The organism is Pseudomonas sp. stari2 (assembly GCF_040760005.1).
Taxonomy (GTDB): Bacteria; Pseudomonadota; Gammaproteobacteria; order Pseudomonadales; family Pseudomonadaceae; genus Aquipseudomonas.
The window spans coordinates 60,156-84,552 of record NZ_CP099760.1 but is presented as its reverse complement, the minus strand read 5'-3'; the positions used below and the strand labels follow the sequence as shown (position 1 = coordinate 84,552).

19 protein-coding genes and 1 pseudogene are annotated in these 24,397 nt (G+C 61.3%); all 20 read left to right on the top strand.

Annotated elements, in window-relative coordinates:
• The first annotated feature begins 25 nt into the window (after positions 1 to 25).
• The 20 genes and pseudogenes from tssB to NH234_RS00310 all read left to right on the top strand — a co-directional run bounded on the left by tssB (position 26) and on the right by NH234_RS00310 (position 24,367).
• The gene (gene tssB / locus NH234_RS00405; RefSeq protein WP_003229587.1) at positions 26 to 529 is read left to right on the top strand and encodes a type VI secretion system contractile sheath small subunit; all 504 of its coding nucleotides are present in this window, start codon (positions 26 to 28) and stop codon (positions 527 to 529) included.
• Between the two features lie 28 nt (positions 530 to 557).
• Positions 558 to 2,033, top strand: coding sequence for a type VI secretion system contractile sheath large subunit (tssC, locus tag NH234_RS00400; protein ID WP_367255284.1), 1,476 nt, complete (start codon positions 558 to 560; stop codon positions 2,031 to 2,033).
• 9 nt (positions 2,034 to 2,042) lie between these two features.
• Positions 2,043 to 2,450, top strand: a complete 408-nt coding sequence (gene tssE, locus NH234_RS00395) for a type VI secretion system baseplate subunit TssE (protein ID WP_085685965.1) — start codon at positions 2,043 to 2,045, stop codon at positions 2,448 to 2,450.
• 11 nt (positions 2,451 to 2,461) lie between these two features.
• Positions 2,462 to 2,743, top strand: a pseudogene (locus tag NH234_RS00390) (PAAR domain-containing protein); the annotation flags it as partial.
• A 1,120-nt stretch (positions 2,744 to 3,863) separates the two neighbouring features.
• The gene (locus tag NH234_RS00385) at positions 3,864 to 4,247 is read left to right on the top strand and encodes a hypothetical protein (RefSeq protein WP_085731352.1); all 384 of its coding nucleotides are present in this window, start codon (positions 3,864 to 3,866) and stop codon (positions 4,245 to 4,247) included.
• Complete coding sequence (locus NH234_RS00380) at positions 4,214 to 4,636, top strand: hypothetical protein (RefSeq protein WP_256576001.1); 423 nt, start codon at positions 4,214 to 4,216, stop codon at positions 4,634 to 4,636. The genes NH234_RS00385 and NH234_RS00380 overlap by 34 nt, the downstream gene beginning before the upstream one ends.
• A gap of 62 nt (positions 4,637 to 4,698) precedes the next feature.
• Positions 4,699 to 6,486, top strand: coding sequence for a type VI secretion system baseplate subunit TssF (gene tssF, locus NH234_RS00375; protein ID WP_007954380.1), 1,788 nt, complete (start codon positions 4,699 to 4,701; stop codon positions 6,484 to 6,486).
• Positions 6,450 to 7,457 carry a type VI secretion system baseplate subunit TssG gene (gene tssG, locus NH234_RS00370; protein WP_367255283.1) on the top strand — a complete coding sequence of 336 codons (1,008 nt, stop codon included), beginning with the start codon at positions 6,450 to 6,452 and terminating at the stop codon, positions 7,455 to 7,457. The genes tssF and tssG overlap by 37 nt, the downstream gene beginning before the upstream one ends.
• 11 nt (positions 7,458 to 7,468) lie before the next feature.
• Positions 7,469 to 10,126, top strand: a complete 2,658-nt coding sequence (tssH, locus tag NH234_RS00365; RefSeq protein ID WP_367255280.1) for a type VI secretion system ATPase TssH — start codon at positions 7,469 to 7,471, stop codon at positions 10,124 to 10,126.
• 10 nt (positions 10,127 to 10,136) lie between these two features.
• Positions 10,137 to 11,663, top strand: coding sequence for a sigma-54 interaction domain-containing protein (locus NH234_RS00360; protein WP_367255278.1), 1,527 nt, complete (start codon positions 10,137 to 10,139; stop codon positions 11,661 to 11,663).
• Positions 11,664 to 11,756: 93 nt separating this feature from the next.
• Positions 11,757 to 11,897 (top strand): hypothetical protein, encoded by a 141-nt coding sequence (locus NH234_RS00355; protein WP_003229566.1) that lies wholly within the window; start codon positions 11,757 to 11,759, stop codon positions 11,895 to 11,897.
• A gap of 18 nt (positions 11,898 to 11,915) precedes the next feature.
• Positions 11,916 to 13,109 (top strand): type VI secretion system-associated FHA domain protein TagH, encoded by a 1,194-nt coding sequence (gene tagH, locus NH234_RS00350; RefSeq protein WP_367255275.1) that lies wholly within the window; start codon positions 11,916 to 11,918, stop codon positions 13,107 to 13,109.
• Between the two features lie 5 nt (positions 13,110 to 13,114).
• On the top strand, positions 13,115 to 13,615 hold the full coding sequence (gene tssJ / locus NH234_RS00345; protein ID WP_085731356.1) for a type VI secretion system lipoprotein TssJ: 501 nt from the start codon (positions 13,115 to 13,117) through the stop codon (positions 13,613 to 13,615).
• 2 nt (positions 13,616 to 13,617) lie between these two features.
• On the top strand, positions 13,618 to 14,949 hold the full coding sequence (gene tssK / locus NH234_RS00340) for a type VI secretion system baseplate subunit TssK (protein ID WP_367255272.1): 1,332 nt from the start codon (positions 13,618 to 13,620) through the stop codon (positions 14,947 to 14,949).
• A gap of 5 nt (positions 14,950 to 14,954) precedes the next feature.
• Positions 14,955 to 15,830 (top strand): type IVB secretion system protein IcmH/DotU, encoded by an 876-nt coding sequence (icmH, locus tag NH234_RS00335; RefSeq protein WP_011336585.1) that lies wholly within the window; start codon positions 14,955 to 14,957, stop codon positions 15,828 to 15,830.
• Positions 15,831 to 15,843: 13 nt separating this feature from the next.
• On the top strand, positions 15,844 to 19,383 hold the full coding sequence (tssM, locus tag NH234_RS00330; RefSeq protein ID WP_367255270.1) for a type VI secretion system membrane subunit TssM: 3,540 nt from the start codon (positions 15,844 to 15,846) through the stop codon (positions 19,381 to 19,383).
• The gene (locus NH234_RS00325) at positions 19,383 to 20,111 is read left to right on the top strand and encodes a PP2C family serine/threonine-protein phosphatase (protein ID WP_085685940.1); all 729 of its coding nucleotides are present in this window, start codon (positions 19,383 to 19,385) and stop codon (positions 20,109 to 20,111) included. The genes tssM and NH234_RS00325 overlap by 1 nt, the downstream gene beginning before the upstream one ends.
• Positions 20,108 to 21,109: a serine/threonine-protein kinase gene (locus tag NH234_RS00320; RefSeq protein ID WP_367255269.1), complete on the top strand. Its 1,002-nt coding sequence runs from the start codon at positions 20,108 to 20,110 to the stop codon at positions 21,107 to 21,109. Before NH234_RS00325 ends, NH234_RS00320 begins: the two co-directional genes overlap by 4 nt.
• A 28-nt stretch (positions 21,110 to 21,137) precedes the next feature.
• The gene (locus NH234_RS00315; RefSeq protein WP_367255267.1) at positions 21,138 to 23,363 is read left to right on the top strand and encodes a type VI secretion system tip protein VgrG; all 2,226 of its coding nucleotides are present in this window, start codon (positions 21,138 to 21,140) and stop codon (positions 23,361 to 23,363) included.
• Positions 23,360 to 24,367 carry a hypothetical protein gene (locus NH234_RS00310; RefSeq protein WP_011336580.1) on the top strand — a complete coding sequence of 336 codons (1,008 nt, stop codon included), beginning with the start codon at positions 23,360 to 23,362 and terminating at the stop codon, positions 24,365 to 24,367. The genes NH234_RS00315 and NH234_RS00310 overlap by 4 nt, the downstream gene beginning before the upstream one ends.
• Positions 24,368 to 24,397: the final 30 nt, after the last annotated feature.

Sequence of the window (24,397 nt, the reverse complement as noted above, 5' to 3'; positions counted from 1 at the left end):
GGCCACAACCGCAAGGAGAAAAGCCATGGCCAAAGAAGGCTCGGTAGCCCCCAAGGAACGCATCAACGTCACCTTCAAACCCGCCACCGGCGGTGCTCAGGAAGAGATTGAACTGCCGCTGAAGCTGCTGGCAATCGGTGACTACACCCACCGCAAGGACGATCGCAAGATCGAGGATCGCAAGCCGATCAGCATCGACAAGATGACCTTCGACGAAGTGCTGGCCAAGCAAGAGCTGGGTCTGACGCTGAGCGTGCCGAACCGTCTGCAGGAAGATGGCGAGGCCGACGAGCTGGCTGTGCAACTGCGCGTCAACTCCATGAAGGACTTCAACCCGGCCAGCCTGGTCGAGCAAGTGCCTGAGCTGAAAAAACTGATGGAACTGCGCGATGCGCTGGTGGCCCTCAAAGGCCCGCTGGGTAACGCACCTGCGTTCCGTAAAGCCATCGAAGGCGTGCTCGCCGACGACGAATCCCGCGGTCGCGTACTCGGTGAGCTGGGCCTGAACGCCGCAGCCCCGGACGCTTGAGACTCCAGCAGCCAAGGAAGCCAACACAATGAGCACTAGCGCAGCACAACAGAACGCCGCAGAAAACGGCGAGTACAGCATCCTCGACAGCATCATCGCCGAAACCCGCCTGACGCCGGACGACGAAGCCTACGACATCGCCAAGCGCGGTGTGTCGGCGTTCATCGAAGAGCTGCTCAAGCCGCAGAACAACGGTGAGCCGGTCAAGAAAGCCATGGTTGACCGCATGATCGCCGAGATCGATGCCAAGCTCAGCCGTCAGATGGACGAAATCCTGCACCACCCGGACTTCCAGGCGCTGGAATCGTCGTGGCGTGGCCTGCAGCTGCTGGTCGACCGCACCAACTTCCGCGAAAACATCAAGATCGAAATCCTCAACGTCTCCAAGGACGACCTGCTGGACGACTTCGAAGATTCGCCGGAAGTGATGCAGTCGGGCCTGTACAAGCACATCTACACCGCTGAATACGGCCAGTTCGGTGGTCAGCCGGTTGGCGCGATCATCGCCAACTACTACATGTCCCCAAGCTCGCCGGACGTGAAGCTGATGCAGTACGTGTCCAGCGTAGCCTGCATGTCCCACGCGCCGTTCATCGCCGCCGCCGGCCCGAAATTCTTCGGTCTGGAAAGCTTCACCGGTCTGCCGGACCTGAAGGATCTGAAAGATCACTTCGAAGGCCCGCAATTCGCCAAATGGCAGAGCTTCCGTACTTCGGAAGACTCCCGCTATGTCGGCCTGACCGTTCCGCGTTTCCTGCTGCGTAACCCGTACGACCCGGAAGAAAACCCGGTCAAATCGTTCGTGTACAAGGAAAACGTTGCCAACAGCCACGAGCACTACCTGTGGGGCAACACCGCTTACGTGTTCGGCACCAAGCTGACCGACAGCTTCGCCAAGTTCCGCTGGTGCCCGAACATCATCGGCCCACAGAGCGGCGGCGCGGTTGAAGACCTGCCTCTGCACCACTTCGAAAGCATGGGCGAAATCGAAACCAAGATTCCTACCGAGGTTCTGGTTTCCGACCGTCGTGAATACGAACTGGCCGAGGAAGGCTTCATCTCCCTGACCATGCGCAAAGGCTCCGACAACGCGGCGTTCTTCTCCGCAAGCTCGGTGCAGAAGCCGAAGTTCTTCGGCATCAGCGCAGAAGGCAAGGCTGCAGAGCTGAACTACAAGCTCGGCACCCAACTGCCGTACATGATGATCGTCAACCGCCTGGCTCACTACCTGAAAGTGCTGCAGCGCGAGCAACTCGGTTCGTGGAAAGAGCGTACCGACCTCGAGCTGGAACTGAACAAGTGGATCCGCCAGTACGTGGCCGACCAGGAAAACCCGAGCGCCGAAGTGCGTGGCCGTCGTCCGCTGCGCGCTGCGCAAGTGATCGTCAGCGACGTTGAAGGCGAGCCGGGCTGGTACCGCGTCAGCCTGAACGTGCGCCCGCACTTCAAGTACATGGGTGCCGATTTCACCCTGTCGCTGGTTGGCAAGCTGGACAAAGAGTAAGAGCGACTCATGGACGGATACGGCAGCCTTTTCGAGCGCCTCAACGGCGACGCGGAACAGCGCAAGGGCAAGAGCCTCGAGGCTTCGGCCATGGCGTCGGTGGCTGCCCATCTGGCCAAAATGCTCAGCACCCGGGCGGGCAGTGTGCAAACGCTGTCCGACTACGGGTTGCCCGATCTCAATGACATGCGCCTGAGCCTGCACGACTCCCTGAGTCAGGCCCGCCTGGCCATCGAAAGCTTCATCGAAGCCTACGAGCCGCGCCTGAGCAACGTGCGTGTCATTTCCCTGCCGCGTGACCACGACCAGCTTCGCCTGGCCTTCAGCATCGAAGGCCTACTGGAAGTCGAGGGTTTCAAGCGTCAGGTCAGTTTTGCCGCGCGCCTGGATGGCAGCGGTCAAGTGAAGGTCACCTAAGGAGAACCCCGATGTCTGGCAAACCTGCAGCACGCGTATCCGACCCCACTGCTTGCCCGCTCCCCGGTCACGGCACCAACCCGATTGCCGCCGGTTCCGGCGACGTGTTCTTCGACGGCCTCCCGGCCGCTCGCCAGGGCGATGCTTCGGCGTGTGGTAGCGCATTGGTCGGCGATCTGGCGACGACGGTTCTGATCAACGGCAAGCCGGCTGCCACCGTTGGTTCGGTCGGGGCCCATGGCAACAAGGTCACTGCCGGCTCCGGGACGGTAATCATCGGGAATTCGCATACGCCCGCACCATTCTCGGGGCTGGCAGCGGTTGCGGTCGCCGCTGCTCTGGAGTACCGACTGGGTCTGAAGTCGGGTGGCAACTCGGTTTTGACCCCGCTGGAAATACCGGACTTCGATGAACTGAAGTCCGGAACATCGAAAAACCGCGAGCTGGTCGACTTTGTCGTCGAGAACCGGATGGACGCGGCAGATAGTGTGAAGCTGGAAGTGCTGGACGGTGAAAAGCCGGTCTACACCGAAGCCAATACCGCCCCGTTCTTGCCCCCTGGCAAGCACCCGTGGCAATGGGATGGGTACGACACTGCCGGCATCCTCGACACCAAAATCCTGAAAAGCCCGAACCTCAAAGTTCGTCTGACCGCGACCGGAGCGGGCAAGCAGCAAGTCACCGAAGTGAAGCTCACTTGTTCGGCTGAAGAGGTGAAGTGGGTCGATGTGCGTATTGATCGCAATGCCAAGACCGTGGAAGTAACGCTGCGCCCGAGCTTCTCGAATGGTGGCAGCAGTGGTTCTACGCCTGGCCTGGTGCCTACGCCGTTCAGCACTTTGCTGGGTTGGGCCAAGGAAGGCATCGAATTGTATTGGTCACGCAATGGTTCGCGCGGTGGTGGTATCGCCGAAGGGATCACCACCAGCAAAGGGGTCTACAAAGTCACGGTCAAGGCCGAGGTCAACGTCGAGCCTAAGGCCGGGAACTTCCCGTTGATTGACTCGTTGTCAGCGGACTTCGGTCGTTCGACCAGCCTGGCAATTGCCCGGAAGGTTTACCACAACGCCGGCTATGCCTTTGACCAACTCGTCAAGCGTCAAGGCCTTGCGGCTGCGGATGCTGCCAACTATGCACAGGAAGAGTTCAAAGAGACCTCGGCCCATGAGTTCGGGCATCTGATTCTCAACGAATACGGTGGCGGACTGATCCCGAATTACTCGTGGACGCACAAAGAAACGTCAACGTTGATGCAAAACCCCAAGGCAAACCATCCGACACCGAGCACGGGGGAGGTGGATGTAATGCATTACTTCAGCAGCTACACCCAGTCGGCCGCCAGCCTGCAGAAGCGCATGGCCGCTTCTGAACAAGACGTGAAAAGCCTGCTCTGGCTGGCCAGGGTTGAATTCGATGACTAGGTTCGCCGGTTTCATTCTGCTGTTTGTCTCCCTGTACGGCTGCGCAGCGCAGCAGGTCTACAACAACCATGTGTACATGGAAAACCGTTGTGGCCAGCCACTCGAGATGAAGGTTTCCAACAGCTCGAACATGCACTCACTGGATCGCAACCTGACCGTTGCAACAGGCGCTCGTGCGCTCGTGGCGAGCTTTGCCTCTTACGGTGAAGACGTGATCGAACAGATCCCGAGCAACTATCAGCTGACCATCAACGACGCTGCGGGCAGTAAATCCATTGACGCTACTCAGTTGAAACAGCGCCTGGCCGTTGTCGAGAAAGTCACTGAAGGAACCCAGCGCGAGTGGACGATCCGCGAGGCTTCGATCTGCCCATGAAACTGCCAGGAATGATCTACATGTCGAGCTGGGCGGGCCTCTCATTGGCTGCCTGTACTGTCCAACAGGTTTACCGCAATGACGTGTACCTGCAGAACACTTGTGGAGTACCGCTGGAGCTGACGTTGGCAAACGACTCCAACTACGACGATCAGCCACGCAGCTTCACGTTGGCTCCGAATGAACGCAACTCCGTCGCCAACTATCAATCCTTCGGCGAAGACGTATTGGGTCAGATCAGCCACCGATACAACCTGATGCTGAAAAGCCCAACGGCCAGTAAAACCATCGATGCGCAAGCGTTGCGCAAAGCGATAGCAGGCGTTGAAAAGACCGAAGAGAAAGCAGTTCGCTCCTGGACGCTCGATGACGGGGCTTTCTGCCCGTGAAGCGCCTTGGCGCTGATCACCCACCCGGTTTTCTTGAAAAAACGATAAACAGGTAACTCTCCGTGTCCTTTAACCACTACTACCAAAGCGAACTCACCGCACTGCGCCAACTGGGCCGCCGTTTCGCCGAGCGTAGTCCGGCGTTGGCGCCGTTCCTGGGGCAGGCCGGGCGGGATCCGGATGTGGAGCGGTTGCTGGAAGGCTTTGCGTTTCTGACCGGTCGCTTGCGCCAGAAGCTCGATGACGAGTTGCCGGAGCTCAGCCATTCCCTGATGCAGTTGCTGTGGCCGAACTACATGCGCCCGCTGCCGGCGTTCAGCATTCTGCAGTTCGATCCGCTCAAGCGCTCGGGGCCGGCGCTGAAGGTCGAGCGTGATACGCCGATTGAAAGCGTGCCCATCGAAGACGTGCGCTGCCGTTTCCGCACCTGCTACCCGACCGAAGTCATGGCGCTGGATCTGGCCGCGCTGAACTACTCGGTGAAGGGCGACGGTTCGCTGCTCAGCCTGCGCCTGGAGATGAGTGCCGACGGCCACCTCGGCGAGCTGGAACTGAGCAAGCTGCGCCTGCACTTTGCCGGCGAGCGTTACATCAGCCAGATGCTCTACCTGAGCCTGCTGCGTAACCTCGACGGCATCGAACTGATCCCCCTCGACGGCGCCGGCAAGCCTATCGATGGCGTGAGCGGCAAGCCGATGGCGTTCAAGATTCCGGGTGACCGCGTCAAGCCTGTGGGCTTTGCCGAAGAAGAAGCGTTGATCCCGTATCCGCTGAACACCTTCCGGGGCTATCGCTACCTGCAGGAATACTTCGCCTTCCAGGACAAGTTCCTGTTCGTCGATGTCCACGGCCTGGACATTCTCAAGGCGCTGCCGGAAGATACCCTCAAGCAGATGCGCGGCCTGGAATTGCGCTTCGATATCCGCAAAAGCGGCATCATGCGCATGCGTCCGACGACGGATAACGTGAAGCTGTTCTGCACGCCGATCGTCAACCTGTTCAAGCACGACGCACTGCCGATCCGCCTCGACGGCAAGCAGGATGAATACCTGCTGTTGCCGGCGGAATTCGATCTGGAAAACTGCGGCGTGTTCTCGGTGGAAACCGTGACCGGCTGGAAGCCCGGCGGCCTCGGTTATCAGGAGTACGTACCGTTCGAATCCTTCGAGCACGACCCGAGTTTCGACGTGCCCAACAGCCGTCCGCATTACAGCATCCGCCAGCGCTCGTCGTTGTTGCACGACGGCCTCGACACCTACCTGAGCTTCGGCATCCGCCACACCGAAGCCCATGAAACCCTGTCGATCGAGCTGGTCTGCACCAACCAGAACCTGCCGCGCAAGCTCAAGCTCGGGCAGATCTGCATGGCCTGCGAAGAGACCCCGGAGTTCCTGAGTTTCCGCAACATCACCCCGGCCACTTCCAGTTTCGCGCCGCCGCTGAACCGTGACTTCCTGTGGAAACTGATCAGCAACATGTCGCTCAACTACTTGTCGTTAGCCGACGTCAATGCGTTGAAGGTGATTCTGGAAACCTACGACCTGCCGCGCTACTACGACCAGCACGCGGAGAAGGTCAGCAAGCGCCTGCTCGGCGGTCTGAAACTGATCAAGCATCACCACGTCGACCGGCTGCACCGTGGCTTGCCGGTGCGCGGTCTGCGCACCGAACTGACCATCGACCCGGAAGGGTATATCGGTGAGGGCGACCTGTTCGTCTTCGCCTCGGTTCTCAACGAGTTTTTCGCGCTTTACGCCAGTCTCAATTCATTCCACGAGCTGCGGGTAAAAAGCACACAGGGAGAGGTGTACCAATGGACACCACGTATGGGCCTGCAGCCCCTGCTTTAAGCGGGCTGACGAAGGTAATACGCGAGTACTCGCTGTTTCAGGCCGTGCTGCTGGTGATCGACCGGCTGCGCGAGGCGCACCCGTACCTGAGCGAAGACGACCTGTACGACCAGCTGGAATTCCAGGCCAACCCGAGCCTTGGATTTCCGCGCAGCGATGTCGATCGCGTGGAGTTTTTCGAAGAGCACGGACAGATGCGCGCGCGGCTGCGGTTCAACCTGATCGGCCTGGTCGGTTCCGGTTCACCGCTACCGGCGTTCTACGGCGAACAAGCCCTGGGCGACAGCGAAGACGGCAACCCGACGCGCAACTTCCTCGACCTGTTCCACCATCGCCTGCAACGGCTGATGCTGCCGATCTGGCGCAAGTACCGCTATCGCGCGAGCTTCCAGAGCGGCGCGGTCGACCCGTTTTCGTCGCAGCTGTTCGCTCTGATCGGCCTCGGCGGCGACGAGATCCGCAAGGCCAAGGAACTGAACTGGAAACGCCTGCTGCCTTACCTCGGCCTGCTTAGCCTGCGCGCGCACTCGGCGGCGTTGATCGAAGCGGTGCTGCGTTACTACTTCAAGCACGAAGACCTGGTCATCGAGCAGTGCATCGAGCGCCGCGTGGAAATCCTCGAAGAACAGCGCAACCGCCTCGGCTTCGCCAACAGCGTGCTGGGTGAAGACCTGGTGCTGGGCGAACGCGTGCGCGACCGCAGCGGCAAGTTCCGCATTCACATCACAGAACTCGACTGGGAGCGATTCCACGAATTCCTGCCCATCGGTTTCGGTTACCAGCCGCTCTGCGCGCTGGTGCGGTTCACCTTGCGTGACCCGCTCGATTACGACATTCGCCTGGTGCTGCGCCCGGAAGAAATCCGTGAGCTGCGCATTGGCGAGAAGAACGACTGTCGCCTGGGGTGGACCAGTTGGCTGGGCTGCGAAAAAGCAGACGGTGTGGTGACCCTGGGCAGCAAAATTCATTAAGGACGTGAGCCATGATCAACGTAGACCTGCAACAACTCATCCAGGCGCTGGACGCCGAAACCCGTCGCGATCTGGAGCGTTCGGCCGAGCGCTGCGTGGCCCGTGGCGGCAGCAAGATTCTGGTCGAAGACTTGCTGCTCGGCCTGCTGGAGCGTCCGAACGGTCTGCTCTCCCGCGCACTGCAGGATGCCGACGTTGACGCTGGCGAACTGAGCGCCGCGCTGCAATCTCGCGTTGAACACAGTGCCTCGCGCAACCCGGTGTTTGCCCCGGAACTGGTGCAGTGGCTGCAAGACGCGCTGCTGGTCGCCAACCTCGAACTGGGCCAGACCTCGGTCGAAGACGCGGCGCTGATCCTCGCGCTGCTGCGCAACCCGATGCGCTACGCCGGCAGCCGTTATCAGCCGCTGCTCGCCAAACTGAACATTGATCGCCTGAAAGAATTCGCCCTGTCGCAACAGCCTCAGGCCGCGACCAACGGCAAACCGGCCGCCCAGGGCGAATCGCTGCTGGAGCGCTTCACCCACAACCTGACCCAGCAGGCCCGCGACGGCAAACTCGACCCGGTGCTGTGCCGCGATGGCGCGATCCGCCAGATGGTCGACATCCTCGCCCGTCGCCGCAAGAACAACCCGATCGTGGTCGGTGAAGCCGGTGTCGGTAAAACCGCCATCGTCGAAGGCCTGGCCTCGCGCATCGCTGCCGGTGAAGTGCCGCAAGTGCTCAAAGGCGTCGAGCTGCTGTCGCTGGACATGGGCCTGCTGCAAGCGGGCGCCAGCGTCAAAGGTGAATTCGAACGTCGTCTGAAAGGCGTGATCGACGAGGTCAAAGCCTCGCCGAAGCCGATCATCCTTTTCATCGACGAAGCCCACACCCTGATCGGCGCGGGCGGCAATGCCGGCGGTTCCGACGCGGCCAACCTGCTGAAACCGGCGCTGGCCCGTGGCGAACTGCGCACCATCGCCGCGACCACCTGGGCCGAGTACAAGAAATACTTCGAGAAGGACCCGGCGCTGGCCCGTCGTTTCCAGCCGGTTCAACTGCATGAACCAACCGTGAGCGAAGCCGTGACCATCCTGCGTGGCCTGGCTCAGGTCTACGAGAAGAGCCACGGCATCTACCTGCGCGATGACGCGGTGGTGTCGGCAGCGGAGCTGTCCGCCCGTTACCTCGCCGGTCGACAACTGCCGGACAAGGCCGTCGATGTGCTCGACACTGCGTGCGCCCGCGTTCGCATCAGCCTCGCCGCCGCCCCGGAAAGCCTGGAGCGCCTGCGTGGCGAACTGGCTGAAGGTGGCCGTCAGCGTCAGGCCCTGCGCCGCGATGCCGAAGCCGGTCTGCTGATCGACCACGAAGCGCTGGATGCTCTGGAAGCGCGTCTGGACGAAGCCGAAGCCGAAATGGTCGCGCTGGAAACCCTGTGGACCGAACAGAAGCAACTGGCCGAGCGCCTGCTGGAGCTGCGTCAGCAACTGGCCAAGGCTCGTGAAGCTGCCGCCATCGAGCCAACCGTCAGCGTTGAGGAAGACGCCGAAGGCACGGTGATCGAAACCGTGGTCGCTGAAGTTGAAGAAGGTCAAAGCGTCGAAGCGCTGGAAGCGCAACTCAACGAAACCCACAGCGCCCTGACCGCCGCTCAGGTCAAGGAGCGTCTGGTCAGCTTCGAAGTCTGCCCGCGTCTGGTGGCCGAAGTGATCAGCGCCTGGACCGGCGTGCCATTGGCGCAACTGGCCCGCGAACACAACGCCAAAGTCGCAAGCTTCGCCACCGACCTGCGCACCCGCATCCGTGGTCAGGAACAAGCCGTGCACGCACTGGATCGTTCGATGCGCGCCACCGCTGCCGGCCTGAACAAGCCTGATGCACCAGTCGGCGTGTTCCTGCTGGTGGGCCCGAGCGGCGTCGGCAAGACCGAAACTGCACTAGCACTCGCCGACCTGCTGTACGGCGGCGATCGCTTCATCACCACCATCAACATGTCCGAGTTCCAGGAGAAGCACACCGTTTCCCGCCTGATCGGTGCACCGCCAGGCTACGTCGGTTACGGCGAGGGCGGCATGCTCACTGAAGCCGTGCGCCAGAAGCCGTACTCGGTGGTGCTGCTCGATGAAGTCGAGAAGGCCGATCCGGACGTGCTCAACCTGTTCTACCAAATCTTCGACAAAGGCGTGGCCAACGACGGCGAAGGTCGCGAGATCGACTTCCGCAACACGCTGATCCTGATGACCTCGAACCTGGGCAGCGACAAGATCAGCGACCTCTGCGAAGACGGCGCGCGTCCGACTGCCGAAGTGCTGGAAGAAACCATTCGCCCGGTACTCAGCAAACACTTCAAACCGGCCCTGCTGGCGCGGATGAAAGTGGTGCCGTACTACCCGGTCGGCGGCCCGGTGCTGCGCGAGCTGATCGAGATCAAACTCGGTCGTCTGGGCGAGCGCCTGAACCGTCGTCAGCTGGATTTCACCTGGTGCCAGAACCTCGTCGATCACCTGTCCGAGCGCTGCACCCAGAGCGAAAGCGGTGCGCGCCTGATCGACCATTTGCTCGACCAGCACGTGCTGCCGCTGGTGGCTGACCGCCTGCTCGACGCCATGGCCACCGGTGAAAGCCTCAAGCGCGTGCATGCGACGCTCGACGGTGAAGCCAGCGTGACCTGCGAGTTCGCCTGAGGTGAGTGTGATGTTCACTCAAGTGCCGCAGCCACTGCTCTATGCCGAAGCCTTGCTGGCGCAGTTCGCCAGCCTGTCGCGCTCGGCGGACGGTGCTGCGCTGCTGGGTGACTTCGTGCGCGGCGTGGCCGGGTTGAGTGGCTGCGAGTTGGCGCAGTTGTATCTGCTCGATGCCACCCACACGTGCCTGGGCATGAACGCCGAGTGCCTCGACGGCTTGCTGCAACCGCGTGGTGCGGCGAGCCTGCCGGCGGACTACAACGGCGAACAATTGCTGCAGTTCGCCCTGTGCCAGAACCGCGTGGTGTGCCTTGACGACCTGGGCGGCAGCCTGCACGAAACCAGTTTCCTGCCGGCGTCGGCCACGCCGTGGCAGTCACTGTTGTGCGTGCCGCTGGTCAACGGGCAGAAGGCTGTCGAAGGTCTGTTGCTGTGCGCCAGCCGTCGCCACATCAACCTGCAAGGGTTTGCCGATTCCCTCGGTCAGCTCGGCTCGTTCGTGCTCGGTCAATTGCATTTGCTGCAGCGCCTGCGGCAACCCATGGATGCGGCTGCACCGGTCGTGCGCAGCCTGCCGAGTGCCAGTGGTTACGGCCTGATCGGCAAGAGCGCGGCGATGCGTCGGACCTACTCGCTGATCAGCAAAGTCCTGCACAGCCCGTACACCGTGCTGCTGCGCGGCGAGACCGGCACCGGCAAGGAAGTGGTCGCGCGCGCGATCCACGATTGCGGCCCGCGCCGGTCCCAGGCGTTCATCGTGCAGAACTGCGCGGCGTTCCCGGAAAACCTGCTGGAAAGCGAGCTGTTCGGCTACCGCAAAGGCGCCTTCACCGGTGCCGACCGCGACCGCGCAGGGCTGTTCGATGCGGCCAATGGCGGGACCCTGTTGCTCGACGAAATCGGCGACATGCCGCTGGCGTTGCAGGCCAAGTTGCTGCGCGTGTTGCAGGAAGGCGAGATCCGTCCGCTGGGTTCCAACGACACCCACAAGATCGATGTGCGCATCATCGCCGCGACTCACCGTGATCTGTCGGTGCTGGTCAGCGAAGGCAAATTCCGCGAGGACTTGTACTACCGCCTCGCGCAATTCCCGATCGAATTGCCGGCCCTGCGTCAGCGCGAAGGCGACATCCTCGATCTGGCCAAGCACTTCGCCGACAAGGCCTGCGCATTCCTGCAACGCGATCCGGTGCGCTGGTCGGAAGCGGCGCTGGATCACCTGTCCGGTTACACCTTTCCCGGCAATGTGCGCGAACTCAAAGGCCTGGTCGAACGGGCGGTTTTGCTGTGCGAGGGCGGCGAGTTGCTCGCCGAGCATTTCTCGCTGCGCCTGGAACCGGCATCGGCGCCGGAAGACCACTGCGGCCTCAATCTGCGCGAACGACTGGAAGCGGTCGAACGCAATCTGCTGCTCGATTGCCTGCGCAAGAACGACGGCAACCAGACGCTCGCGGCCCGCGAACTGGGCTTGCCCCGGCGCACGCTGCTGTACCGGCTCGGCCGTTTGAACATCAATCTGGGTGACTTCGATGGGTAGGCAAAAGTCCGTCGGTTTCACCTCGTCCGCTTATATCAGCGCCGCCCGAAAGGGTCGGCGCTTTGTGCTTTGTCTACACCTGGAGACCCTCTGATGTCTGTTCGTCACTGGCACGCTGTCCTGCTGACCCTCGTCGTTCTATGCGGCCTCGGCGGCTGCAGCGGCAATTACAAATTCAACGATAACGATTACCGCCCATTGGGTGATCCGCAGGCGGTCAATCGCGGCAAGTGACCGCAAGGAGCATCAAACATGGAATTGGTTTTCGAAATGCTGAACACCAAGCAGTTCGTGCCCACCGAGCTGTGCCAGCGGACCTTCAAACAGGCCGGCGGCGTGATCGGGCGGGGCGAGGACTGCGACTGGATCATCCCGGACCGCAAGCGGCACCTGTCCAACCATCACGCGATTGTCAGCTATCGCGAGGGCACGTTTTTCCTGACCGATACCAGCAGCAATGGGGTGCAGGACGGCGAAAGCGGCGCACGCCTGCACAAGGGTGAACCGGTGCGCATCGAGCACGGCAGCACCTACGTGCTGGGCGACTTCGAGATTCGTGCGCGACTGGTGCGTGACCCGGCGACGTTCGATGGCGAAGTGGGCTTGCCGCGTGCCGCTGGCAGCATCATTCCGGACGATGCGTTCCTTGATCTCGATCCGTTGAAGTCGCTGGAGCAGCAAGAGCGCGTGTACTCGGAATTCGAGGAAATGCTCGCGCCGACCACCGACCCCGCGGACTCCCGTCAGCGCGCCGACTATGCGCGTATCGACATGGAAAGCCTGATGGTGCCGGAGTTGATCGTCGAGCCCAAACCTGAGCCCGCGCCTGCACCGAAAGCCGTCGAGCGTCAGAGCGAAACGTTCTGGGACAAATTCGGCGCAGCCCTCGGCGTGGACGTGAAGCACCTCGGCCACGACGAACGTGAAGCCCTCGCGCTGAATGCGGCGCGTCTGCTGCGCCAGAGCATCGGTGGTCTGCAACAGAGCCTGCGCACCCGCTCGGAGCTGAAGAACGAGCTGCGTCTGGCCCAGACCACCGTGCAAGGCACCAACAAGAACCCGCTGAAGTTCGCGGTCGATCCGAGCGAAGCGCTGGACATCCTGTTGCAGCCGCACAAGCCGGGACACTTGCCGGCCGAGCAGGCGATCTCCCGTGCGTTCCGCGACTTGCAGGCGCATCAGGTGGCGCTGCTAACCGCCAGCCGTGCGGCGGTGCGCGGCACCCTGGAGCACTTCTCGCCGGAACAGTTGACCCTGCGTTTCGAGCGCGACAACAAGCCGTTGCTCGCCACCTCCGGCGGCCGCTGGAGAGCGTTCAACCGTTATCACCAGGCGTTGCGTCAGGACGATGACTGGAGCGAGCGCCTGCTGGCGCGCGACTTCGCCCAGGCTTACGAAGAACAGATCCGCCTGATCTCCACCCTCCACACCGACCACCAAGGATGACGCGCATGTCTCGCCGCTCGACCGCTTTTTTCAAGACGCTGACCGCGCTCACCCTGTTGGTGCTGCTCGCCGGTTGCTCGTCGCTGTCGCCGTATTCGAAAGTGACCAAGATCAACCTGAAGCTGACCGGCAGCGATCAGTTGAACCCGGACCTCAATGGTCGTCCGTCGCCAATCGTGGTGCGCCTGTTCGAACTCAAGCACCCGGTGACGTTCGAGAACGCCGATTTCTTCAGCCTCTATGAGCGAGCCAAGGAATCCCTCAACCCGGATCTGGTGGCCAGCGAAGAACTCGAACTGCGCCCGGGTGAAACCGTGGAACTGAAACTCAGCGTGGAGGAGGGCAGCCGCTACATCGGCATCCTCGCCGCCTACCGTGACCTGCCGGAAACCAAGTGGCGCCACACGTTCCCGATCACGCCGCTGGAAGTCACCGAAGCCGATCTGACCCTGGATCAGGCCGGTATCCGCAAGACCAACGAAGTGCTCGCCAAGGCGGATGACTGATCATGAATACCCATAAAGTCATCTGGCAGGAAGGCATGCTGCTGCGTCCGCAGCACTTCCAGCACAACGACCGCTACTACGATCACCAGATGAAGACCCGCACCCAGTTGCTGGGCGGCTACACCTGGGGTTTCCTGAATCTTCAGATTGACTTGCAATTCCTCAACATGGGCAAGCTGGTGATCAGTGAAGCCTCGGGGATCCTGCCGGACGGCAGCCTGTTCGAGCTCGGTGGCAACACCGAACCGCTTGCGCTAGACGTGCCGCCAAACACCGGCAACATGCCGGTTTACCTGGCGCTGCCGCTGGTCACCGGTAACCACATCGAGGCCCGTCGCCCGGAACAGTCCGACGTGCTGGCGCGCTACACCGCGTATGACGCCGAAGTCGCCGACTCCAACGCCGGCGACGATTCCGCCAGTCAGGTCAGTTGCGGTCGTCCGGACTTCAAGCTGTTGCTCGGCGAGCAGCAGAGCGACCAGGCCTACGTGAAGCTGAAGATCTGCGACGTGCTCGACACCACGCCCGACGGCGTGATCAGCCTCGACCCGGATTTCGTGCCGACCTACATTCAGGCCCACGCTTCCAGCTACCTGCTGTCGTGCCTGAAAGAAGTGATCAGCATGCTCGGTCACCGGGGCGACACCATTGCCGAGCGGATTCGCTCTAACGGCAAGGTCGGCGGCGCGGAAATCGGCGACTTCATGATGCTGCAACTGATCAACCGCACCGAACTGCTGCTGCGCCACTACCTGGGCCTGGAGCAGGTTCACCCGGAAGAGTTGTACCGCACGCTGCTGACCATGCTCGGCGATCTGGCGACCTTCTCCAGCGACAGCAAACGCCCGCGCCTGGACAGCCGTTACTCCCACGCCGACCAGGGCGCGAGCTTCCGCAAACTGATGGAGTCGATCCGTCAGGTGCTGTCGATGGTGCTGGAACAGCACGCCATCGAGCTGATCCTGCAAGCGCGTCAGTACGGGATCATCGTCTCGCCGCTGCACGACCACAAACTGCTGGGCTCGGCGTCGTTCGTGCTGGCGGCCAGTGCCAACTGCGACTCCGAAGAACTGCGCAATCGCTTGCCTGCGCACCTCAAGGTCGGCCCGGTGGAGCGTATCCGCCAACTGGTCAACCTGCACCTGCCGGGGATCAAGGTCAAACCGTTGCCGGTGGCCCCGCGGCAGATCGCGTTCCACTCCAACAAAACCTATTTCATCCTCGAACTCAGTTCCGAAGACCTGGCACAACTCGAGCGCTCCGGCGGCTTCGCGTTCCACGTGTCCGGCGAATTCGCCGAGCTTGAACTGAAATTCTGGGCCATCAGGAACTGACCGACATGATCAAGGACATGGAACACAACCAGGACGACAAAACCGTCCTGCTCGACCGTCAGGGCCATGGCCCGGCGGCGAGTCCGCTGACCGACTTCGCTGCGCCGCCGCGCTTCGAACAACTGGAAGAACGGATGATCTACGCCGCGCGCCTGCGTCCGGCGGAAGCCTTCAACATCAGCCTCAATTCGCTGGTGGCGGCCTCGTCCGAACTGCTGTCGGAAGTGGTGCGCCTCAAGCACAGCGAAACCCGCGAAGACCTCTACGCGCTCAACGAGCGCCTGACCGCCGGGCTCAAGCTGTTCGAAGTGCGCGCCCTGCACAACGGCGCCGAAAGCAGCCAGGTGATGGCCGCCCGATACGTGCTCTGCACCGTGGTCGACGAAGCCGTCGTGACCACGCCGTGGGGCAACGAGAGCGAGTGGTCGCAGATGAGCCTGCTCAGCAGCTTCCACAACGAAACCTTCGGTGGTGAGAAGTTCTTCCAGCTGCTCGATCGGCTGTCGAAAAACCCGGTCAAGCACCTGCCGATGCTGGAGCTGATGTACCTGTGCCTGTCCCTCGGTTTCGAGGGCAAGTATCGCGTGCAGGCGCGCGGCATGCTGGAGCTCGAAGGCATCCGCGACGCCCTATACCGGCAGATCCGTCAGTTGCGTGGCGACGTGCCGCGTGAATTGTCGCCGCAGTGGGAAGGCCTCAACGATCAGCGCCGCAACCTGGTGCGCATCGTGCCGGCGTGGATGGTGGTGCTGTTCACCTTCGTCTGCCTGGTGATGATGTATTCGGGCTTCGCCTGGGTCTTGGGCGAGCAGCGCGACACCGTTCTGCAACCTTATCAGCCGCTTGATCCGGCAGCGGCCCAGCCGCAGTCGCAGCCGTAAACAGGGACGTGTGATGAAAAAGTTTTTCAAGAAAGTCGGCGCCTTCCTGCGCCAGACCTGGGTCTGGACCCTGCTGCTGGTGCTGTTCGTGGCGCTGCTGGTGTGGTTCGTCGGCCCGTTGTTGGCGGTAGATGACTACAAGTTCTGGGAGAGCGCGACGTCGCGTCTGCTGACCATCAGCGTGCTGTTCCTGATCTGGGGCCTGACCATGGTCTTCGTCAGCTGGCGCGCCGGCATTCGCAAGAAAGCCGTCGAAGAAACCGAAGACGGCCAGGACCGTATCCGCCGCGAAGAGTTGATCGACGAAGAGCAGAAAGAGTTGAAGGAGCGTTTCAAGGACGCCCTGAAAACCCTCAAGACTTCGAGCCTGTATCGAGGCCGCAGCGAGCGCTGGCGCAATGACTTGCCGTGGTACTTGCTGATCGGCCCGCAGGCCAGCGGCAAGACCAGCCTGCTGGACTTCTCCGGGCTGGAATTCCCGATCAACAAGATTGACCGCAAGCTGACCCGTGACACCCACGGCACCCGTCATTGCGACTGGTACTTCGCCGATCACGGTGTACTGATCGACACCGCCGGCCGCTACCTGACCCAGCCGGATGCGGAAGTCGACGGCAGCGCCTGGACCACCCTGCTGGAGCTGCTGCGCAAGCGTCGTCGCGGTCGTCCGCTGAACGGCGTGCTGGTGACCATTCCGGTGGAAACCCTGACCGGTGGCAGCGAACAGGACATCGAAACCCTGGCCCGCCAGGTGCGTGCGCGTCTGCAAGACGTCTATCAGAAGCTGCACGTCGATGTGCCGGTGTATCTGGTGCTGAGCAAGGCCGACAAGCTGCTGGGCTTCGACGAGTTCTTCGATCAACTGACCCGCGAAGAAAGCGATCAGGTGCTGGGTACCAGTTTCCGCAAGGATCAGGTCGGCACCGACGTGACGGTACTGCGCAACGAGTTCGAAGAGCTGCTGCGTCGCCTCAACAGCCAGGTGATCATGCGCATGCACTCCGAGCGCGACACCCAGCGCCGTGGCCGCATCCTCGACTTCCCGCATCAGATGGGGCAGATCGGCGAGCGTCTGTGCCTGTTCGTCGACATGGCGTTCACCGGCAACCGCTACCAGCGTGCGACTCAATTGCGTGGCTTCTACCTGACCAGCGCTCCGCATCTGACTCAGGAAATGGATTCGACCACCGCCGGTATCGGCGCGAGTCTGGGCATGAGCGCCGGTGTGTTGCCGACGCTGCGCAGCGGTCGTTCGCGTTTCATCCATCACTTGCTTAGCCGGGTGATTTTCCCCGAGGCCGATCTGGCCGGGCTGGACAAGCGCGAACGCAGCCGCATCCACTGGGGCCAGCGTGCGTTGTACGTCGGCGCACTGGGTGCGCTGGTGCTGTTCGGCATGCTCTGGGCCGGAGGTTTCTCGGCCAACTACGAGCGTCTGGAAAACCTGCGCAACCTGGCGCAGAACTGGACTCAGCAGCGTACGGCACTGTCGCCGCGCGATGACGCGATGGGCGTGCTGAAAACCCTCGACACCAGCTACGCCGCGACTCAGGTGTTCCCGAAGAAGGGCGACGCTGCCTACCACGAACGGATGGGTCTGTATCAGGGCCAGGACGTCAATCCGGTGGTCAAGGAGGCTTACGAGCACGAGCTTGAAAAGCAACTGCTGCCGCGCGTTGCAACGATGCTTGAAGGCCAGATCCGCGCCAACATGAAGGACCGCGAAAAGCTGATCAACAGCCTGCGCGCGTACCTGATGCTGAACATGAAGGATCGTCGCGACGCGGCATGGCTCAAGGACTGGATCGCGGCGGACTGGTCGCAGCGTTACACCGGCAACACCGCAGTGCAGAACGGTCTGAACACGCACCTCGAGCGTCTGTTGCAGCAGCCGTTTATCTATCCGCTCAACGAGCAACTGGTGACCCAGGCGCGTCAGATCCTGCGCAGCGAGTCGCTGGCGACCGTGGTTTACCGCATGCTCCGCGAGCAGGCGCGCAACCTGCCGGATTACCGTTTCAGCCAGCACCTCGGGCCGCAGGGCTCGCTGTTCATTGGCACTGAATACGTGATTCCGGGCTTCTACACCCAGACCGGCTATCAGCAGTATTTCTCGGTACAAGGCGCATCGCTGGTGACCGACATCCTGCGTGACAACTGGGTACTGGGCGAAGGCGCGGGCATCAGCGACATGGATTTGCGTCGCCTGATGGTCGAGCTGGAGCAACTGTACTTCCGCGACTACGCCAACTACTGGAGCGAGGCCGTTGGCCAGGTGGCGCTGCCGCCGATCAGCGATGCCGGTGAAGGCGCCGAGCAACTGGCGGGCCTGACGTCAGCCAACTCGCCGGTGCTGGCGCTGCTGACTGAAGTCCGCGAAAACACCCGCTTCCAGGCGGCCCCTGAGCCGGTGGATGAAGCCGGTGACGCCGCCGATGCGCTGGCGGGGCAGAAGGGCAAACTGGGCAAGGTCGGCAAACTTGCTTCCGCTGTCGCGGACAAGGCTTCGGCCATGAACGTGGCGAAGAATCTGCCGGACACCGCCAAGAAGTCCCTGCAACGTCGCTTCGAACCGCTGCATAAGCTGCTCGACGACAACAACGGCCCGGCCGCTGACCTGACCCCGGCATTCGCCGCGCTCAACGACCTGCAACTGCAAATGGCGGGCCTCGCCCGTTCCAGCACGCCGGAGCAAGCCGCGTTCGAACTGGCCAAGACCCGCATGAGCGGCCAGCGTGATGCGCTGACCAACCTGCGTAATGCGTCGGGTCGTCTGCCGCGTCCGCTGAGCGTGTGGTTCAACGTGCTGGCCGAAGACTCGTGGCGCCTGGTGCTCAACGATGCCTACCAATACCTGAACGGCCGCTATCAGAGCGAGCTGTACAGCGTGTATGGCAAGACCATCAACCAGCGTTACCCATTCAGCGCATCGAGCACCAGCGATGTGGCGATCAGCGATTTCCGCGAGTTCTTCCGGGCTCAAGGCACCATCGACCGCTTCTTCGACAGCTACATGCGTCCATTCGTCAGCGGTGATCCGGGCAACTACCGGATGCGCAGCGTCGACGGTCGCAGTCTGCCGGTGTCCAAGGTCTTCCTCGACCAGATGGCGGCGGCACTGAACATTCGCCAGAGCTTCTTCTCGATCAACCCGGCCGAGCCGACCGTGCAGTTCAAGCTGGAGCCGTACACCCTCGATCCGGCGGTCAGCCGTTCCGAGTTCAAGTTCGGCGACAAGACCATGGAATACCGCCACGGTCCGATCCTGCCGATGAACTTCAAATGGCCGACCGATGCTGAAGACGGTCGCACCAGCCTCGTCATGGACAAGATGGCCGGCCGCCCGATCGGCATCGAGAAGAACTCCGGTCCGTGGTCGCTGTTCCGTCTGTTCGACCTGATGCAGACCGAGTACCTGACCGGTCGCGACGTGCTGGTGCTCAAAGCCGATGTGGGTGGCCTGCGCGCCAACTACCTGCTCACCAGCCAGCGCACGCCGAATCCGTTCGACATGGGCGTGATGCGTACCTTCCGTATGCCGGTGCAGCTCTGATGCTGGTGGCCAGTCCCTGGCGCAGCGCGGCGCGAACCGACCCGGGCAAGGTGCGGTCGCGCAACGAAGATGCCTTCCTCGACACCCCGCAGCATGGGCTGTGGGTGGTCGCGGACGGCATGGGCGGTCATCAGGGGGGCGACATCGCCAGCCAGATGATCGTCGCCAGCCTGGCTGAACTGCCGCAGCACGAAGACTTCGACGAACGCCTCAAAGCCATCCGCCAGTGCCTGCACTGGCTGAACCGGCGCCTGGGGCAGGAGTTGACCGTCACCGCCGGGCGTCACGACAGCATCATGGGCAGCACCGTCGTGGCGCTGCTGGTGGAAGGCAATCGTGCGGCCTGCATCTGGGCCGGCGACAGCCGTTGCTACATGTGGCGCGGCCAGCGGTTGTATCAGCTGTCGAAGGATCATTCGCTGCAGCAGCAACTGATCGACGAGCAACAGATGAGCGTCGAGCAGGCTGCGGCGCACCCAGCGGCCCAGGCCTTGACCCGGGCGGTCGGTGCAGCGGAACAACTGACCCTGGATGTGCTGGAACTCGAGGTGTATCCGGGCGATGTGTTCCTGCTGTGCAGCGATGGTTTGTATCAAGGCCTGAGCAGCGATGCCCTCGGCAATGCGCTCAGCCTGGCGGCGCCGCACGTGGCGCTGGAACGTCTGTTCGACGGCGCCCTGCGTGGTGCCGCTCGCGACAACCTGACTGCCGTGGTGATCCGCCAATGACTGAAATCGAATCCTCAGTCGATGACTTGCTGATGAGCGAAGAGCAGGCCAACAACCTGACTTACTTCGCCTTCGCCAAGGAAAACAAGGCAGAGCCTTTGCTGGTGCCGACCAAGGCCAGCATCGGTGCACTGCCGGACGTACTCGCCGGCCGCTATCACCTTGAGCGTCTGCTCGGGGCCGGCGGCATGGGTGCGGTTTACCGGGCCCGGGATCTGCTGCACGAACAGTTCGGCGATCCCGATCCTTACATTGCGCTGAAAATCCTCAGCGAAGAATTTTCCGAGTCGCCGGACGCCAGTGCCTTGCTCTACAGCGAGTTCGCCCTGACCCGACGCCTGCGCCACGACAACGTGCTGCGACCGCACACGTTCGAAGTGGACACCGATTGCCAGCGGGCCTTCATCACCATGGAACTCATGCGTGGCCTGACCCTGGACAAACTGCTCTGCGAGCGGCCACTGGGCCTGCCGTGGAAAGAACTGCGCGACATCGCGCTGCCGCTGCTCGACGCGCTGGCCTACGCCCACCGTCGCGGTGTGCTGCACGGAGACATGAAACCGAGCAACGTCATGCTCAGCGAAGACGGCGTGCGCCTGTTCGATTTCGGTCTCGGGCAGGCTGAGGAGGGCATCCTTCCCGGCCTGCCGCACCTGAGCCGCGAGCGCTTCAACGCCTGGACCCCGGGCTACGCCGCCCCCGAACTGCTTGAGGGCCAACCGTTGTCGGCCAGCGCAGACGTGTACGGCGTAGCCTGCGTGATTTATGAACTGGCGGGCGGCAAACACCCGTTCCGCCGCTTGCCCTCGACCCAGGCCCGTGACGAACACCTGGATCGCGAACTGCAAGCGCCGGCAAATCTGCCGACACACTGCTGGCCCGCGCTGCGCACCGCGCTGGCCTTTGACGCGGCAGAGCGCAACATTTCTGCTGACCAATTGAGTGACGCCTTGGGCGCCACCTCGTCCTGGTTGCAGCGTTTGCGGCTGAGGGCGTAACGGATGACATTCGAACAGGGAGCACACTATGTTCAACCCAGCTAACGAAACGCACTTCAGCCTGACGGTCGAAGACTACGTAGGCGACCTGCAAGTCCTGTCGTTCACCGGCACCGAAGGCATCAGCCAGCCGTTCCGTTTCGACCTGGAACTGGTCAGCGAAAACCCGGATCTGGACCTGGAAAAACTCCTGCACAAACAGGCGTTCCTCGCCCTCGATCCACAAGGCTCGGGCATCCACGGCCAGATCTACCGCGTCGCCCAGGGCGATGCCGGCAAGCGCCTGACCCGCTACAAGGTTTCGCTGGTGCCGCAGCTGCAATACTTGCATCACCGCACCAACCAGCGCATCTACCAGCAGATGTCTGCGCCGAAAATCATCGCGCTGATCCTCGACGAGCACGGCATCAAGGGCAACGCCTACAGCTTCCAGCTGAGCCAGCCGTGCCCGGATCGCGATTACTGCGTGCAGTACGACGAAACCGACCTGCACTTCGTCCAGCGTCTGTGCGAAGAGGAAGGCATTCACTACCACTTCCAGCACAGCCAGAAAGGCCATCTACTGGTGTTCGGCGATGACCAGACCGTATTCCCGAACCTCGGCCAGCCGACCGCGTACGTGCAGGGCAGCGGCATGGTCGCCGAAGAGCCGGTGATCAAAGGCTTCAAGCTGCGCCTGGAAACCCGCACCAGCCGCACCACCCGCCGCGACTACGATTTCGAGAAACCGCGCCTGCAAATGGAAGCCGCGTACAAACCGGACGGCGAGAGCACTGAACCGGATCTGGAAGACTACGACTACCCCGGCCGCTTCATCGACCGTGCGCGAGGCAAGTTCCTCAGCCAGCGCGCCCTCGAACGTCACCGCGCCGACTACCGTCAGGCCGAAGGTCGCAGCGACCAGACCCGACTGGTCAGCGGCCACTTCATGGAAATGTCCGACCACCCGCGCAGCGAGTGGAACGACCTGTGGCTGCTCACCGAAATCTTCCACGAAGGCAAACAGCCGCAAGTCCTCGAAGAATCGGTCACCAGCGACACCACCGACAACAAGGACGACTTCCACCAGGGCTACCGCAACACCTTCCTCGCCACCCCATGGGACGTGTTCTACCGCCCGGCCCTCGAGCACCCGAAACCCCGCGTGCTCGGCAGCCAGACCGCCATGGTCACCGGCCCCAAAGGCGAAGAAATCCACTGCGACCAGTACGGCCGCATCAAGGTGCAATTCCACTGGGACCGTGAAGGCCAGGCCGACGACAAAACCAGCTGCTGGCTGCGCGTCTCCAGCTCCTGGGCCGGCGACCGCTACGGCGCCATCTCCATCCCGCGCATCGGCATGGAAGTCCTCGTCACCTTCCTCGAAGGCGACCCCGACCAGCCACTGGTCACCGGCTGCCTGTACCACAAGGAAAACCCGGTGCCCTACGCCCTCCCGGCAAACAAAACCCGCACCGTCTTCAAAACCCTCAGCTCCCCGGGCGGCGGTGGCTACAACGAACTGCGCATCGAAGACAAAAAAGGCGCCGAACAAATCTTCATCCACGCCCAGCGCGACTGGGATGAAAACGTCGAACACGACCAGAAAATCCGCGTCGGGAATGAACGTCACGACACGGTGGTGAAGAACAGCTACACCGAGCTCAAGGCAGAAGAACACCGCACCACCATAAGCGACCGCAAGATCGAAGCGAAAGCCGACGATCACCTGACGGTAGGAGAAAGCCAGCACATCAAACTCGGTACCGCCCAGTTGACCAGTGTGGGGAAAGAGATCCACCTGAAGTCTGGCGACAAGATGGTGATTGAGGCTGGCACCGAACTGACCATTCTGGGCGGTGGGAGCTTTATCAAGCTCGATGGCGGTGGTGTGACGGTGGTTGGACCGGTGGTGAAGATCAATGCCGGAGGCTCGGCAGGAAGCGGTACGGGAATTGGCATTCTGGCACCGGTCATTCCGCTGATTGCGGATCAGGCTAGGGCGGGGAACACACTGAAGTCCGGTACTGCCAATAGTCCGAAGTATGACGAACAAATCCGTTTTGTGACCGGGCTCGGTCAACCCATAAAGTCTGTGAAGGCAGCGATTATTGTCCCTTCGTCGGTCGCTCCTAAAATCTCCAAAAGCAACACAGATGGTCTGCATCCGCGTGTGGTGACTGACAGCGAGGAAACCGCTGAGGTCCATCTGATGTGGGACGAACTCATCGTGCCGGAAGGCTCCGACGATTACGAAGCGAGTAGAAATAAATGAGCGCACCCGTTGCTACATTCAAAACCAATAACCAAAGCTGCTCCGTTCAAGACATCACGTTGAAATGCGACAAGCTGTGGACGATGGGGCAGCAAGAGGCTATCAGCCGACTGAGTGTCTCAGAAAAGAGCTGGTTTTCTTCGTCGAGCAAAATGGTATTGGTGGGTGACTTCAGCGCACGAGCCGCGCGCATTGCAGCAGCCTATGCTGAGTTTTACCTAGAGCGTGGTGAGGACGGCAAACCTGACTTGAAGGGACGCTTTTACTGGATGGGATTGGCAGCTTTCGCGAGCAAGCAAGTCATGTGTGGTCTCGATTACATTCCTTCGGAACCGTACCTGACAGGCATAGTGCCGTTGCCATTTCAGATCCCCTACAAAATAGGCAAAAATGGCCTCGGCATGGGCAACTTTTGGCTGTTTCAGGATATTTTTGTCTGGCATTGGTTCTATAAAAAATATCCGGAGCAATTTAATGACTGTGCCCCGAAGCGAAACGCGAAGAGCTGCGATGCGCAAGTTCAGATGAATATCGATGAGTTGCCTTGGGCGGATAAAGCACTACCTGTTCTGAAAAATCTGGGACTGACTCCTGACATCACTGCAGGCTTCAACCTCATAAAAAAATCCGAGACGACATCTGATCCGGTTGCGAAACGAAATATTCAACAGCAATCACTATTGGCAATTGCTGATCATGAACAAAGAAGAATTCTTCAACCGCTTATCTATAACGGCTTTTTGTTTCAGAAAGTTCTGCAGACACAAGCTGCCGCTGAGGGTGCACCGTTTGTACCGTTGCGGGTTGCTTCTTTCAGTTCTGCCTGCGATGTAAATAATAAGGAGTTGAGGGTTCAGATGACTAAAGGGGACTTGTTTAACGAGTCTGATCGAATGGAGTTTATTCTGGAAATTGCAAAGCAATACCATAAAATGATGGGGCAAAAGAAAGATTATATGGAGCAGCAAATAGAGACGATTTCTACCTGGAAAAGCCGAAAATGAAATTTTACGGGTTGTTGTTTTTTTTATTGC